The 13,344-nt window shown below is 75.7% G+C and carries 14 protein-coding genes; 8 read left to right on the forward strand and 6 right to left on the reverse strand.

The genetic code is table 11. The features are described 5' to 3' along the window. Positions 1-95: 95 nt before the first annotated feature. Entirely contained in the window at positions 96-461 is a 366-nt protein-coding gene (locus ACZ6S8_RS15815) for a DUF6204 family protein (RefSeq protein ID WP_469456026.1), read from the forward strand. A 4-nt stretch (positions 462-465) separates the two neighbouring features. Continuing rightward, positions 466-1,002, forward strand: coding sequence for a GNAT family protein (locus tag ACZ6S8_RS15820; RefSeq protein WP_469456028.1), 537 nt, complete (start codon positions 466-468; stop codon positions 1,000-1,002). On the opposite strand, the gene ACZ6S8_RS15825 is transcribed toward ACZ6S8_RS15820, so the two are convergent. Together ACZ6S8_RS15825 and ACZ6S8_RS15830 are read right to left on the reverse strand one after the other, a co-directional pair. After that, positions 969-2,702 carry an FAD-dependent monooxygenase gene (locus ACZ6S8_RS15825; protein WP_469456030.1) on the reverse strand — a complete coding sequence of 578 codons (1,734 nt, stop codon included), beginning with the start codon at positions 2,700-2,702 and terminating at the stop codon, positions 969-971. The genes ACZ6S8_RS15820 and ACZ6S8_RS15825 overlap by 34 nt on opposite strands. A gap of 71 nt (positions 2,703-2,773) precedes the next feature. After that, a complete protein-coding gene (locus ACZ6S8_RS15830) occupies positions 2,774-3,184 on the reverse strand; it encodes an organic hydroperoxide resistance protein (protein ID WP_267719430.1) in 411 nt (136 codons plus the stop codon). A 130-nt stretch (positions 3,185-3,314) separates the two neighbouring features. Here ACZ6S8_RS15830 and ACZ6S8_RS15835 point away from each other — a divergent pair, with 130 nt between their 5' ends. Next, entirely contained in the window at positions 3,315-3,791 is a 477-nt protein-coding gene (locus tag ACZ6S8_RS15835; RefSeq protein WP_469456032.1) for a MarR family winged helix-turn-helix transcriptional regulator, read from the forward strand. Between the two features lie 43 nt (positions 3,792-3,834). Here ACZ6S8_RS15835 and ACZ6S8_RS15840 read toward each other — a convergent pair whose 3' ends face one another. Beyond that, positions 3,835-4,143, reverse strand: a complete 309-nt coding sequence (locus ACZ6S8_RS15840) for a hypothetical protein (RefSeq protein WP_469456034.1) — start codon at positions 4,141-4,143, stop codon at positions 3,835-3,837. A gap of 241 nt (positions 4,144-4,384) precedes the next feature. On the opposite strand from ACZ6S8_RS15840, the gene ACZ6S8_RS15845 reads away from it, so the two are divergent. Further along, complete coding sequence (locus tag ACZ6S8_RS15845) at positions 4,385-5,419, forward strand: PHP domain-containing protein (protein ID WP_469456036.1); 1,035 nt, start codon at positions 4,385-4,387, stop codon at positions 5,417-5,419. An 18-nt stretch (positions 5,420-5,437) separates the two neighbouring features. Here the strand turns inward: ACZ6S8_RS15845 and ACZ6S8_RS15850 are convergent, their stop codons facing one another. Beyond that, on the reverse strand, positions 5,438-6,307 hold the full coding sequence (locus ACZ6S8_RS15850) for a UbiA family prenyltransferase (protein WP_469456038.1): 870 nt from the start codon (positions 6,305-6,307) through the stop codon (positions 5,438-5,440). A 76-nt stretch (positions 6,308-6,383) separates the two neighbouring features. Between ACZ6S8_RS15850 and ACZ6S8_RS15855 the strand changes: the two genes are divergently transcribed. The 3 genes from ACZ6S8_RS15855 to ACZ6S8_RS15865 are packed head-to-tail and all read left to right on the forward strand — an operon-like array spanning position 6,384 to position 9,024. Continuing rightward, entirely contained in the window at positions 6,384-7,445 is a 1,062-nt protein-coding gene (locus ACZ6S8_RS15855; protein WP_469456040.1) for a type III polyketide synthase, read from the forward strand. A gap of 5 nt (positions 7,446-7,450) precedes the next feature. Beyond that, positions 7,451-8,002, forward strand: coding sequence for an isoprenylcysteine carboxyl methyltransferase family protein (locus ACZ6S8_RS15860; protein ID WP_469456042.1), 552 nt, complete (start codon positions 7,451-7,453; stop codon positions 8,000-8,002). Continuing rightward, positions 7,999-9,024 carry an NAD(P)/FAD-dependent oxidoreductase gene (locus tag ACZ6S8_RS15865; RefSeq protein ID WP_469456044.1) on the forward strand — a complete coding sequence of 342 codons (1,026 nt, stop codon included), beginning with the start codon at positions 7,999-8,001 and terminating at the stop codon, positions 9,022-9,024. Before ACZ6S8_RS15860 ends, ACZ6S8_RS15865 begins: the two co-directional genes overlap by 4 nt. Before the next feature lie 60 nt (positions 9,025-9,084). On the opposite strand, the gene ACZ6S8_RS15870 is transcribed toward ACZ6S8_RS15865, so the two are convergent. Next, entirely contained in the window at positions 9,085-10,068 is a 984-nt protein-coding gene (locus tag ACZ6S8_RS15870) for a hypothetical protein (protein ID WP_469456046.1), read from the reverse strand. A gap of 185 nt (positions 10,069-10,253) precedes the next feature. Between ACZ6S8_RS15870 and ACZ6S8_RS15875 the strand changes: the two genes are divergently transcribed. Then, on the forward strand, positions 10,254-11,909 hold the full coding sequence (locus ACZ6S8_RS15875; protein WP_469456507.1) for a carboxylesterase/lipase family protein: 1,656 nt from the start codon (positions 10,254-10,256) through the stop codon (positions 11,907-11,909). Positions 11,910-11,966: 57 nt separating this feature from the next. Here the strand turns inward: ACZ6S8_RS15875 and ACZ6S8_RS15880 are convergent, their stop codons facing one another. Continuing rightward, positions 11,967-13,337 (reverse strand): carotenoid oxygenase family protein, encoded by a 1,371-nt coding sequence (locus ACZ6S8_RS15880; protein WP_469456048.1) that lies wholly within the window; start codon positions 13,335-13,337, stop codon positions 11,967-11,969. Positions 13,338-13,344 lie beyond the last annotated feature (7 nt).

Below are 13,344 nucleotides of genomic sequence, written 5' to 3' on the forward strand. Positions count from 1 at the left end.
CGGATGTACACGGGCGATCCCGACAACGCGGCGAGCGTGCGTGCCGGACACCGCACGGCAGGAACGAATTCGACGACACCCCCTAGGGTGCTCCGATGAGCTCCCGTACCTTCCGGATCACCGTCCGCGGCTCCTTCGACGGCCTGACCGACGGCCAGCGGGCCGAGCTGCTCGCCGCCGCTTCCGACCACGACATGCTGTACGCGGCCTTCACGCCCGAGGGCCACCTCGCGTACGACATCGCGGCCCGCGACTCCTTCACGTTCCGTTTCCTGGACTCCGGCGAAGCCGAGGAGGACATCCTCGACGCGACGGCCCGCGCCGAACTCGCGGCGGAGAGCTGGCTGGGCGAGCGCGGGTACGGTTTCAAGCGGCTCACCTCCCGGGGCCAGGACCTGTCGCTCGCCCCGCTGGGCAAACGTCAGCGCAAGGCAGCGGCCCGCGCCGACGGCGGGGCCTGAGGAGGTGGCGGCCGCCGGGTGGGTGCGGCTGGAACTCGACGCGCACGCCTTCGACCCGGGCCGCTTCGCGGCGTACGGGGAGCGGGCCCGCGCGGGCGGTGTCTCCTTCACCACGCTGGCCGAGCTGGGCGACGGCCCGGACGGGCGCCGGCGACTGTTCGAGCTGAACCGGGAGTGCTCCGCGGACATTCCGGGGCGCGGCCCCTTCCACACCTACGAGGAATACGCGCGGCTGCGCTTCGACGTGCCGTCGTACGATCCCCGCGGGGTCGTGCTCGCGCGCGACGGCGACGCGTGGATCGGCATGTCCGCGACCTCGGACCACCGGTCGTCGGGGTGCGTCTTCAACGAGATGACGGGCGTGCGCGCCGCCTACCGGGGCCGGGGCGTGTCCATCGCCATGAAGGTGCTGGGCGTCGGCTTCGCCGGGCTGTGCGGGGTCGGCCGTGTGCGTACGGTTCACCACCCGGCGAACGTGCGGGCCATCGCGATGAACCGGACGCTGGGCTACGTCGACGCGGAGTGGGACGGGGGTCCCTGACCGTCCGGGGCGAAGACGGCCCGGAGGTGGGCGGCCAGGCGGTGCGGGTCCGGCGGGCAGAGCCGGGCGCCGAGGTAGCCGTCGGGGCGGACCACGAAGGCGGTGGGGCGCTCCACCCCGTAGAGCCGGGCGAACTCGCCCTCCGTGTCGTGGTGGACGGGCCGGGCCGTGCCGTCGTCCGGGGCGCCGGGGGCGAGGACCGTACAGACCTCGATCCGGTCCCCCGTGCAGGCGCGGGCCGTCGTGACGAGTGCGTCGAAGTCCGCGGCGCCGTCCGGGCCTCCGGTGCCGAACAGCAGCAGCACGTGGCCGCGCTCGCGCAGGAGGTCGTACAGGCGCAGCGGGTAGGCGGCGATGGGGCCGCGGAGGCCCCCGCAGTCCGGGGCGCGGTCCCCGGGGCCCGGGCCGGTCCCGCCCGCTCCGGCTTCGCCCGCGTCACCGCCGGATCCGGCCCCGTCGTCCGACGGGTCGACGATCGGGCCGCCCCGGTAGGTGACGAGCAGTTGGGCTTCGCGCAGCATCAGGGTGGCCGGGTCCTCCGGGTCGGACTGCACCCCTTCCGCGGCGTGCCGGACGGTGCGGCCGACGACCTCCTCGCCGACGGGCCGCCGCTCGGCGTCGTAGCTGGGGAGCAGGCGGGGTCCGGCGGCTCCCGCGACGTCGAGGGCGAGTTTCCAGGCGAGGTTGAAGGCGTCCTGGATGCCCGTGTTCATGCCCTGGGCGCCCGTCGGCGGGTGGATGTGGGCGGCGTCCCCGGCGACGAACACGCGCCCGTCGCCGTACCGGTCCACGATCCGGTGGCTGATCCGGAACACGGAGGCCCAGCGCATGTTCCGCGCGGTGGTCGGCTGCGGGGAGAGCCGGTCCAGGACCGCCTGGATGTCGGGCAGCGCGGGGGCCCGGCCGCTCTCCAGGCCGTGCGCCACCCCGTCCCCGGCGGTCCTGGACGTCTGGTCGCCCCCGGGCGCCCGCCCGGCGTCCGAGAGCTCGGGCGGAACCAGCATCGACATGCGGTACCGGCCCGTTCCGGGCAGCGGGATGCCGACGAGGACGTCGTCGACCGCGCCGTCGGCGTTCCGGTGCATGGCGCGCACGCCGTAGCCGGCGGGCAGGTCCCAGTCGACCTCCACGTCGGCGAGCATGTACCCGTCGGCGAAGGCACCGCCCTCGAAGGTGAGGCCGAGGCCCTTGCGCACGATGCTGTGCGCGCCGTCGCAGCCGATCAGGTACCGGGAGCGGACCTCTTCCTCCGTGCCGTCCGCGGCGCGCAGGAGGCTGGTGACCCCGTCGGCGTCCTGGGCGAACGAGACGAGTTCCACCGACCGTTCGATCCCGGTGCCGAAGCGGCCCAGGAACGCCTCCAGGATGCGCTCGGTCTCGTACTGCGGCAGCGCGGCGAAGCCGTACGGCACTTCGGGGGGCATGACGAGTTCGATGCGGGCCTGTTCGGCGCCGTTGGCGTACACCAGCTGGCCGCGCATCGGGACGGACGCGTCGAGGGCGTCGCGCACGAAGCCCATCCGGTCCCAGACCTCCAGCGTCCGGGGCTGGATCCCCACCGCCTTCGCGTACGGGAGCCTGGCCGGCAGCCGGTCGACGATCCGGCAGCCGACGCCGTGCCGGCGCAGTTCCCCGGCGGCGGTGAGGCCGACGGGTCCGGCGCCGACCACCAGCGCGTCCGTGGTGTAGGTGCGCGCCATGGGCGCCTCCCTGGGAGCGGCCCCGTACGGGTCGGTGCCCTCCCATGGTCGCCCGGGGGCGCGCGGACCGGCTACTCGATCACGAGCTCGACGTCGATGTTGCCGCGGGTGGCGCGGGAGTACGGGCAGACCTCGTGCGCCTGCTTGACCAGCAGGGCGCCGGTCTCGCCGGCCAGGGACTCGGGGAGCTCGACGCGCAGGACCACGGCCAGGCCGAACGCGGGGCCGTCCTTGCCGATGGACACCTCGGCGGTCACCGAGACCTCGCTGGTGTCGGCCTTGGCCTGACGTCCGACGAGGCCGAGGGCGCTGGCGAAGCAGGCGGCGTACCCGGCGGCGAAGAGCTGCTCGGGGTTGGTTCCGCGGCCGTCTCCACCGAGCGCCGGGGGCATGGCCAGCGCGAGGTCGATCTGACCGTCGGAGCTGACGGCGCGGCCTTCGCGGCCGTTGGCGGTGGCGACGGCGGTGTACAGGGCGTCCATCGGAGTTCCTCTCACAGGGGTGAACCGTGGTGCGGGGGCCGGGTGGCCGGCCGCGCCCCATCAGTAGAGCACGCAATTAGATTGCGCACAACTCAATGCCGCGCCCGATGTCCCGGGTACACTGGCCGACATGACCGAGACGCCGACCGAACCCCTCGCCGACCAGGACTTCCTTCGTCTGGACGGGCAGATCTGCTTCGCCCTGAACGCGGCGACCCGGGCCTTCGGCGGCCTCTACCGCGTCGTGCTCAAGGACCTGGGCCTGACCTACCCCCAGTACCTGGTGATGCTGGTGCTCTGGGAGCACGGCGAGCTGCCGGTCAAGGAGATCGGCCGCCACCTGCGGCTCGACTCCGGGACGCTGTCGCCCCTGCTCAAGCGGCTGGAGGCGGCCGGGCTGGTGGTGCGCGAGCGCAGCACCGAGGACGAGCGGTCGGTGCGCGCGCGCCTCACCCCCGAGGGCGTCGCCCTGCGCGACCGCGCGGTGGAGGTGCCCCGGCGCATCGCGGCCGCGACCGGCTTCGAGCTCGCCGAGATCCACGACCTCCACGTCCGCCTCGGGCGCCTCACCGCGGCCCTGGACGCCGCCGTCCCGCCGGAGGCCTGAGCGGCTTCGCGCCGCCCCGCGAGGTCCTCGGCGCGCTCCGGGGTCAGTCCTCGTCGGCCGCGTTCGCCCGGTTCTCCCGGGCCGTCATCTGGCCCTGCACGAAGGCGTCGGTGTGCGGCGCGTAGGGGCCGCCGTGGTCGACGAGCAGCTCGGTGATCCGCCGCCACTCCGCCACCGTCGCGGCAGTGTCCTCGTCGGCGTGTTCCAGGTCGCCCGCCGCCGCCTCGGCGGTCTCCAGCTCGGCCGCCGTCTCGTGGTGCGTCATCCCGGTGGCCGTGCGGCGCACCCGGTCGCGGGCGGCGCGTTCCGCCCCGGAGGGCTCGTGGGGCTGTGTCGCCTCGTCCTCGGTCATGCCTCGTCCTCGTCCTCGTTCGTGCCGCGTGCTTCGTTCGTGCCGCGTGCTTCGTTCGTGCTCCGCGCTCGGGTGGTGCTGCGTGCCCGTTCACGGGATGCGCCGGCCGTCCCGTCCCCGCATCCGTCCTGGTCGCGGGCGTCCGGGCCACCTCCCGTATACCCCGGACCCGGGCGTTCAGCGACGGCGCGCCCGCGCGGGACGTCGGCCCGCCCGCCACACTGGGGCGAGGAGGTGAGCGATGGACCCGGTGGCGGCGCTCGACCGGATCGCGTTCCTGCTCGAACGCGCGCAGGCCCCCACCTACCGGGTGCGCGCCTTCCGGACGGCCGCGGCCGCCCTCGTCCGCATGGGCGGGCCCGAGACCGCCGCCCGGGCATCCGCCGGTTCCCTGGAGGCCGTCAAGGGCATCGGCCCCAAGACCGCCCAGGTCGTACGGGAGGCGCTCGCCGGATCGGTGCCGGGCTACCTCCAGGCCCTGGAGGACGAGGCCGCGGCCCTCCCCGATGGCCCCCCGCCCCCACCCGAGGCCCTCGCCCTGCGGGCGGCGCTGCGCGGGGACTGCCACGTGCACTCGGACTGGTCCGACGGCGGCAGCCCGATCGACGTGATGGGGCGGGCGACGGCCTCGCTGGGGCACGCGTACGCCGTGCTCACCGACCACTCGCCGCGGCTCACCGTTGCCCGCGGGCTCTCCCCGGAGCGGCTGCGGGAGCAACTGGACGTGGTGGCCGGACTCAACGCGTCCTGGGCGCCGTTCAAGCTCCTGACGGGCATCGAGTGCGACATCCTGGACGACGGGTCGCTCGACCAGGAACCGGAGCTGCTGGAGCGGCTGGACGTGGTCGTCGGTTCCGTGCACTCGAAGCTGCGCATGGACGCGCCCGCGATGACGCGGCGTCTGCTGGCAGCCGTGGGCAACCCCCTGATGGACGTACTGGGCCACTGCACCGGGCGGCTCGTCACCGGGCGGACCCGGCCCGAGTCGCAGTTCGACGCGGAGCGGGTCTTCGCCGCGTGCGCCGAGGCCGGTACCGCCGTGGAGATCAACAGCCGGCCCGAACGGCTGGATCCGCCGCGGCGGCTGCTGCGGCTCGCGGTGGAGGCCGGGACCTTCTTCGCGATCGACACCGACGCGCACGCCCCCGGCCAGCTGGACTGGCAGCTCCTCGGCTGCGAGCGGGCCGTCGCGTGCGGGGTCCCCGCCGACCGCGTCGTCAACACCTGGGACGCGGACGACCTGTTGGCCTGGACCCGTACCCGCCGCGCCCCCTGACGACGTCCCGGTCAGCCCTCAGCCCCGCATCCGCACGACCAGCAGCACCGCGTCCGCCCCGGCCAGGGCCAGTACCGCGAGGAACGGGAGCCGGCCGGCGGGACGGCGGGAGACCAGCAGGGCCGTGACCGCCGCCGCGCCCAGCAGACCCCAGCCGTACGCCGGCACCCGCCCCGCCGGGCCCGCCACCAGGACCGCCGTGGAGGCGAGGACGAGGGACCCGGCGGCCGTGGCCGCCCACCGCGCCCCCAGGCGGTGCGGCAGGCCCGTGATCCCGGTGGCCAGGTCGTCCTCGATGTCGGGCAGCACGTTCGCGAAGTGCGCGCCCGCACCGAGCAGGGCCGCACCTGCGGTGAGCCACGCCGGCGGCCACGGCGCCCCGGGCAGACCCAGCGTGACGAAGGCCGGCAGCAGGCCGAAGGCCACCGCGTACGGGAGCCAGGAGACGGCGGTGGCCTTCAACCGGAGGTTGTACGCCCAGGCGGCGGCCACCGCGAGGAGGTGGACGGCGCCGGCCGCCCGGCCGGCGGCCAGCGACAGCGGGACGCAGCTCAGCAGGGCCAGGCCCGCGGCGACGGCCACGGCCGTCGGGGACACCGTCCCGGCGGCCGCGGGTTTGTCCCGGCGGCCGGCGGCGAGGTCGCGCCCGAGGTCCGCCCGGTCGTTGCACCAGCCCACGGAGAGCTGCCCGGCGGCCACGGCGGCCACGGTCACGGCGGTCCCGGGCAGGCCGCGTCCCACGGCGACCGCCAGGGCGGCGGCGAGCAGGGTGACGGCCGCCGCCGGGACCGGGTGGCAGGCCCCCAGCAGACCGAGGGCCGCGCGGAGGCGTCCGGCGGCCGGCGGGGCCGCCGCGGCGGGGCGGGGGGATGCGAGGCGCGCGGGCACGACGCCACGGTAGACGGCGCCGCGCCCGGTACACCTCATTCATAACGAAATGTCAGTTCTTTTCTATGGTGAATCAATGACACGTGTCCTGGCAGTGAGCAGCGTGTTCCCTCCCCACCGCCACCCGCAGTCCGAGATCACGGCAGCGCTCGCCCGCTTCCTGCCGCCCGGTTCCGACTCCGCCCTCCTGCACCGGGTCCACGCCTCGGCGCGCGTGGAGGCACGCCACCTCGCGCTCCCGCTGGACCGGTACGGGCCCGCGAACGACTTCGGCACGATGAACGCCCTCTTCGTGGAAGCGGCCCTCGACCTCGGAACCCGGGCCCTGGAACTCGCCCTCGCCGAGGCCGGCATGACGGCCGACGCGATCGACCTGGTCATGTCGACCACGGTGACCGGGCTCGCCACCCCGTCCCTGGAAGCCAGGCTCGCCGGCCGGGCGGGGCTGCGCCCCGACGTGAAACGGGTGCCGCTCTTCGGGCTCGGCTGCGCCGCGGGCGCCGCGGGGCTCGGACACGTCCACGACCACCTCACCGGGCACCCGGAGCACGCGGCGCTGCTGCTGTCCACGGAACTGTGCTCGCTCACCCTCCAGTCCGCCGACACCTCGATGGCCGCCCTGGTCGCCGGGGCCCTGTTCGGCGACGGAGCCGGCGCGCTGCTCGCCGTGGGACGCGGCCACCCGCTGCACGCCACCGCCGCCGGGCCCACGGTGGTGGCCTCGCGCAGCCGCCTCTACCCGGGTACCGGGCACCTCCTCGGCTGGGACATCGGCCACTGGGGCTTCCGGATGGTCCTGGGCCGCGAACTCCCCGACCTGGTACGGCTGCACGTGGCCGAGGAGGTCGAGGCCTTCCTCGCGGCGCACGACCTCAAGCCGGCCGACGTGGACGCCTGGATCTGCCATCCCGGCGGACCCAAGCTGCTCGACGTCCTCGCGGACGCCCTGGCGCTCCCCGAATCGGCCTTCGCCGCGAGCCGGCGCTCGCTGGCCTCCGTCGGCAACCTCTCCTCGGCGTCCGTCCTGCACATCCTCGGCTCCGTCCAGGAGGCCGGTCCGCCGCCGCCCGGATCGGTCGGGCTGATGCTGGCCTTCGGTCCGGGCTTCGCCTCCGAACTCGTCCTCCTGCGGTGGTGACCCCGATGACCTGGTACCTGATCCTCATCGGCCTCGTCTGCGTCGAGCGGCTGGCCGAACTCGTCACGGCGCGCCGGCACACCGCGTGGAGCCTCGCGCGCGGCGGCGTCGAGCACGGCCGCGGCCACTATCCGGCGATGGTCGCCCTGCACTCCGCCCTGCTGGCGGGCTGCGTGCTGGAACCGCTGCTGGCCGGCCGGCCGTTCGTGCCCGTTCTCGGCTGGCCCGCCCTCGTCCTGGCCCTCGCGGCCCAGGGCCTGCGCTGGTGGTGCATCCGCACCCTCGGACCGCGTTGGAACACCCGGGTGCTCGTCGTGCCCGGACTGCCCCTGGTCGCCGGCGGGCCGTACCGGTGGCTGCGCCACCCGAACTACGTCGCGGTCGTGGTGGAGGGGTTCGCGCTGCCGCTGGTGCACGGCGCCTGGGTGACCGCGCTCGGCTTCACCGTGCTGAACGCGGTGCTGCTGCGCGTACGGATCCGCTGCGAGGACGACGCCCTCACCGGGGCGACGCCGGCCGTGGCGACGGCTCCGGCGGCGACGGGCACCGCACGGTGATCGACCTGCTGATCGCGGGCGGCGGGCCGGCCGGGCTGGCCACCGCCATCCACGGCGCCCTCGGCGGACTGGAGGTCGTGGTCGCGGAGCCGCGGCCGACCCCCATCGACAAGGCCTGCGGGGAGGGGCTGATGCCCGGCGCGGTCCGCCGCCTGCGGGAGCTGGGCGTGCCCGTGGAGGGGCACCCCTTCCACGGCATCCGCTACGTGGACGGCGTGAACGGCCGCCGCGCCGAGGGGCTGTTCCGCTGCGGTCCGGGGCTCGGCACCCGGCGGACCGCGCTCCAGTCCGCGCTGGCCGAACGCGCCGCCGCCCTCGGCGTCCGGGTCCTCCCGCGGCGGGTGGACGGGGTCGTCGAGGACGGCGACCGCGTCCACGCCGCCGGGCTGACCGCGCGCTACCTCGTGGCGGCCGACGGGCTGCACTCCCCCGTGCGGCGCGGACTGGGCCTGGCGGCCCCGCCGGTGCCCGGCCGGCCGGCGCGCTACGGGCTGCGCCGGCACTACGACCTCGCGCCGTGGAGCGGGCTCGTCGAGGTGCACTGGGCAGACCGCTGCGAGGCGTACGTGACCCCGCTGGGGCCCGGCCGGATCGGCGTCGCCCTCCTGACCGGGGAGCACGCCCCCTTCGACGTACAGCTCGCCCGTTTCCCGCTGCTGGCCGAGCGCCTGGCGGGGGCCGCCGGCACGCCGGTGCGCGGGGCCGGGCCCCTGCGCCAGGGCGCGCGCGTACGGGTGGCCGGGCGCGTGCTGTTCGTCGGGGACGCGGCGGGCTACGTCGACGCGCTGACCGGCGAGGGGCTCACGCTGGCCGTGACCGCCGCCGGGGAACTGGTGCGCTGCGTACGGGAGGGGCGCCCGCAGGCGTACGAGCGGGCCTGGCGCGAGCTCTCGCGCAGCTACCGCACGCTGACCGCCTCCCTGCTCTGGGCCCGCCACCGGCCCCCGCTCGCCCGGCGGATCGTGCCGCTGGCCGCGCGGCTGCCGCGGGTGTTCACGGGGGCGGTCAACCTCCTGGCGTGACACGGCACCCCGCGCACGGGGCGCGGGGTGCCGGTGCCGTACCGGGAGGGCCGGCCGGTGCTAGGCCGGGCGCTCCTGACGGTTCCGCAGGGCCAGTCCGGCGAGGACGGCGCCGGCCGCGGCGCAGAACACGGCGATGACGCCCGCCCAGGCCAGCGACCCGCCCACGGCCCCCGCCAGGGGGTCGAAGTGCGCGGCGCCGCCGCACACGTGCAGGGCGACGACGCCGAGGGCCGTGACCGCCCCCGCCCGCCACACGAGCGGGGTGTCCCGGGCCGCGAGCACCGCGCCGGCGCCGAGGCACAGGACGGTGACGACCAGGGGCAGGAAGCCCGCGGGGGAGGCGGAGGAGAGCGCCGTCAGGTCGGCGGGGAGGTGGAGCGCGCCGCTGACCAGCAGGGCGAGCGCCACGGGCCAGCGCAGTACGTGCCGCAGGGCCGGGGAGGCCTCCGGCCGGACGGCGGGGGCCTGCCGCGAGCGGGGCGGCGCCTGGAGTGCGGGAGGACGGGTCCGCGGCTCCGCGTCGGGCACGGCGCGGGCGGGCGCCGCGTGCGGGGCGCCGTACGGCTCCGTGTACCCGGGCTCGTGCCGCTCCTGGGGCGACTCCGCGCCCTCCGCGGGCCGTTCCGCGGACCCGGCGGGCGCCCGTTCCGGCGCGCCGGACCCGTCGGGTTCGGCGCCGAGGATGGTCACCAGCAGAGCCACGTCCTCGATGGACCGGCCGACGGCGGCGGCGCGCAACGTGATGTCCGCCTCCACCACCTCGTGCGGGTGCTCGCCCAGGAGGGCGACCATCTGCCGCACTTCGTCCACGGGGCGGTTGACGGCCGCCGTGCGGAGCGCCTCGTGTCCGGGGTTGGGCGACTGGCCGGTGTCGTTGAGGAGGCTCACCAGCGCGGTGACCTCTTCGAGCGGGCGACAGGTCGCCGCCGTTTCCAGCAGGGTGCGCACGGGCTCCTGGCCGGGAGCGTCCGGTGCGGTGGCGTCGGGGATCCCGCGGTGGTCTTCGTCGTCCGTTGCCGCGAGGTTGATGGGGTCATTCATGGAAAGCTCCGTTCGCCGACGCGCGGGTCTACACATCGCGCGCCGGTCATCGTGCGTCATGGGAAGCGCACGCTTTGTTACATTTACTGTCAGTTCTGTTCACTGCGCCATTCGGGGCGCGCAAACGGGGTGCTCCCCGTGGGAGCACCGGGCTTCCCGGGGAAAGGGCGTCAGCCGTGCCCGCCATGCGTCTCCTGCGCCGCCGGCCGCTCCGCGCGCTCGCGGCGGCCGGACTGTCCCTCCTCGCAGCCGCCGGCCCCTCACCGGCGGCGGGCGCCGCGCCCGGCGCGGGGCGACCCGTGGTGGAGACCGACCGGGGGGCGGTGCGCGGCCGGGCGCACGGCGCGTACGACACCTTCGAGGGCATCCCGTACGCCGCTCCCCCTACGGGGCCGCTGCGCTGGCGGCTTCCGGAGCCGGCGCCCGCATGGCCGGGCGTCCGGGACGCCGGGGCGCCCGGTTCCCGCTGCGTGCAGCTCCCGCCGCTCGGCCCCGGCGGCCCCAGCGGCTCCGAGGACTGCCTGTTCCTGAACGTCACCGCGCCGCCGGAGCGCGACCGGGAGGCGCCGCGGCCCGTCATGGTCTGGTTCCACGGCGGCGGCTTCCAGAACGGCGCGGGCGATCCGTACCGTCCGGACCGGCTCGCCGTCCGGGGCGACGCGGTGGTCGTCACGGTCAACTACCGACTGGGGATCTTCGGGCTGTTCGGCCACCCTGAGCTGGGCGGAGCCCCGGACTTCGCCCTCGCCGACCAGCAGGCGGCGCTGCGCTGGGTACGGGCGAACGCGCGCCGCTTCGGCGCCGACCCGCGCAACGTCACCGTCTTCGGCGAGTCGGCGGGCGCGCTGAGCGTCTGCGCGCACCTCGTCTCCCCGACCTCCGCGGGCCTGTTCCACCGGGCGGTCGTGCAGAGCGGTTCGTGCTCGACGACGATGCCGCCGCGGTCCCTGCTGCCCACGCTCGGCACCTACGAGCCCTTCACCCCCGAGCGGAGCACGGTCGGGGCCGGCGCCGCGGCGGCCGTCCGGCTCGGCTGCGGCCGGCCGGCGGCCGGGGCCCCCGCCGCCGGGGCCGTGGGGGCGGTGGACTGCCTGCGGCGGCTGGACGCCCGCGCGCTCGCCACCCCGGAACTGATGCAGCGGTTCTCGCTGGTCTCCTACGGCAATGCCGCGCTGCCGACGGAGCCCCGGCGGGCGCTGCGCGAGGGGCGCTTCCACCGGGTGCCGGTCGTACAGGGGACCACCCGCGACGAGATGCGGGTCTTCCTGGGGCAGACCCTGGCCGCGTTCCCGGTGCCGGACCGGGCCGCCTACCGGGCCCGGCTGGAGCAGTCGTTCGACGCCGGGACCGCCCGCGCGGTCGAGGCGCAGTACCCGGCGGCCGCCTACCCCACCCCGGCGGTGGCGCTGGCCACCCTGCTGTCCGACGCCTCGTTCACCTGCCCGTCGCTGCGGGACGGCGAGGCGCTGGCCCGGCACGTGCCGACGTACGCCTACCTGTTCGCCGACGGCGACGCGCCCAACGCCACCGGCCTCGCGGAGGTTCCGGGGCTGCCCTACGCCGCGTCGCACGGCTTCGAACTCCCCTACCTGTTCACGTCCGTGCCGCTGGCGGCGCCGCAGCGGGAGCTCGCGGACCGGATGACCGGCTACTGGACGGCGTTCGCCCGGACCGGGGTCCCGGTGGCGGACGGCGCGCCGGCCTGGCCGCGGTACCGCTCGCCGGCCTCCGTGCTGAACCTGGCGCCGGGGACCGGCGGGATCCGCACCGTGGACGCGCGGGCCGCACATCACTGCGCGCTGTGGGACGCGCGGTGGCCGGCCGCGGGCGGATCCCGGTAGCGCCCCCGGCGGGGGCGGCCACCGCGCGCGCCCGGCGCCGGCCCGCGTCCCGGGCGTTCAGCTCGCCGCGTCCGGTATCCAGGAGCCGTGGATCATCGCGGGCACCCGGCGCGGCAGGTGCACGGTGGCGACCGGTGCGGCGCCGAGGTCGGAGGCGTCCAGGACGAGGAGCCTGGACGCGTCGGCGTTGAGGTCGCCGACCACGGTGAGCAGGTACCCGGCGTCCTCCGCAGCCCCTTCGGCGCCGCCCTCGGCGGGTACGAACACGGCTTCGCTCGGCAGCTGTCCGGTGCCGAACGGCAGCAGGGAGCGGGCCCCGGTGGTCCGGTCGTACTTGACCAGCGCGTGGTTGCCGATGCCGAGGCCGTCGGGGAACGACAGCGCGTACTGGAAGCGGTGCTCGCGGCCGGTGAAGTCCTCGTTGATGGTGGGGAACTCGACGGTCAGGTCGTCGGTCCACTCCTCCCGGACGGCTCCGGCGATCAGGTCGACCGTCCAGCGACGGCCCCGGGAGCCCGAGTTGGGCTCGGCTCCGCGGTCGGGGGCGCCGACCCACCAGTTCCAGGAGCGCCGCCAGCCGTCCCGGCCGACCGACGGGCCCTCGATCACGATCCGCCCGTACGCATCCTCGTAGGCGTTGGCGAGGTGCATGGCGTAGCCCTGGCCGATCTCGAACCAGCGGATCCGCCGGGCACCTCCCGCTCCGCGGGGCATGACGCCGATGCGGGAGGGCTGTTCGTCGCTCCAGCCGTACGGGATGCCCGAGTGCTCGCCCGGATCAAAGGTGACCGAGCCCTCCAGGAACACGACGTGGTGCTCGGTGATCGCGAAGTCGTGCTTGAGCGCGGCACTCGCCCCGGGAACGTCCTGGCTGTCCAGGACCCGGCCGTCGGCGGAGGCCACGTGATGGACCAGGTACGGCGGGAACGGGGAGGAGGCGAAGAAGTGGAGCTCCCCGGTGACCGGGTCCTCCTTGGGGTGCGCGGTCATGGCGGAGGTCAGCTTTCCCCCGAAGTCGTAGGCGCCCACCGTCTCCAGGTCGGCCGTCAGCTCGAAGGGCAGCGCGGCCTCGCTGAGCGCCAGGAGTCGGCCCGCGTGCTCGATGACGTGCGTCCCGGCGGTGCTGGCCGTCAGGTCGGGCCCCTTCTCCGTCATGTACGGGGCGCCCTCCAGGGCGGGGGTGTGGACCCAGCGGTTGCGGTACCACTCGGCGCGGCCGTCGCGCAGGCGGATGCCGTGGACCATGCCGCTGCCCTTGAACCAGTGGGTGGGGGTGATGCCGGGCTTGGGGTTGTGGCTGTTGCGGATCAGCCGGCCGGTCAGCTCGGGGGGCAGGCTGCCCTCGACGGTGAGGCCGGTCGCGGTGATCTCGTCGGCGACGGGGGCGTAGTGGCCGGTCAGGTACGGCTTGGACGGGGACTGACTCATGACGGTG

This window comes from Streptomyces sp. NPDC048461 (assembly GCF_055587105.1).

Excerpts from the sequence above, each read along its gene's own strand:
- ACZ6S8_RS15815 (WP_469456026.1), top strand. The coding sequence starts at position 96 with ATGAGCTCCCGTACCTTCCGGATCACCGTCCGCGGCTCCTTCGACGGC.
- ACZ6S8_RS15825 (WP_469456030.1), bottom strand. The coding sequence starts at position 2,702 with ATGGCGCGCACCTACACCACGGACGCGCTGGTGGTCGGCGCCGGACCC.
- ACZ6S8_RS15830 (WP_267719430.1), bottom strand. The coding sequence starts at position 3,184 with ATGGACGCCCTGTACACCGCCGTCGCCACCGCCAACGGCCGCGAAGGC.
- ACZ6S8_RS15835 (WP_469456032.1), top strand. The coding sequence starts at position 3,315 with ATGACCGAGACGCCGACCGAACCCCTCGCCGACCAGGACTTCCTTCGT.
- ACZ6S8_RS15840 (WP_469456034.1), bottom strand. The coding sequence starts at position 4,143 with ATGACCGAGGACGAGGCGACACAGCCCCACGAGCCCTCCGGGGCGGAA.
- ACZ6S8_RS15845 (WP_469456036.1), top strand. The coding sequence starts at position 4,385 with ATGGACCCGGTGGCGGCGCTCGACCGGATCGCGTTCCTGCTCGAACGC.
- ACZ6S8_RS15855 (WP_469456040.1), top strand. The coding sequence starts at position 6,384 with ATGACACGTGTCCTGGCAGTGAGCAGCGTGTTCCCTCCCCACCGCCAC.
- ACZ6S8_RS15860 (WP_469456042.1), top strand. The coding sequence starts at position 7,451 with ATGACCTGGTACCTGATCCTCATCGGCCTCGTCTGCGTCGAGCGGCTG.
- ACZ6S8_RS15870 (WP_469456046.1), bottom strand. The coding sequence starts at position 10,068 with ATGAATGACCCCATCAACCTCGCGGCAACGGACGACGAAGACCACCGC.
- ACZ6S8_RS15875 (WP_469456507.1), top strand. The coding sequence starts at position 10,254 with ATGCGTCTCCTGCGCCGCCGGCCGCTCCGCGCGCTCGCGGCGGCCGGA.
- ACZ6S8_RS15880 (WP_469456048.1), bottom strand. The coding sequence starts at position 13,337 with ATGAGTCAGTCCCCGTCCAAGCCGTACCTGACCGGCCACTACGCCCCC.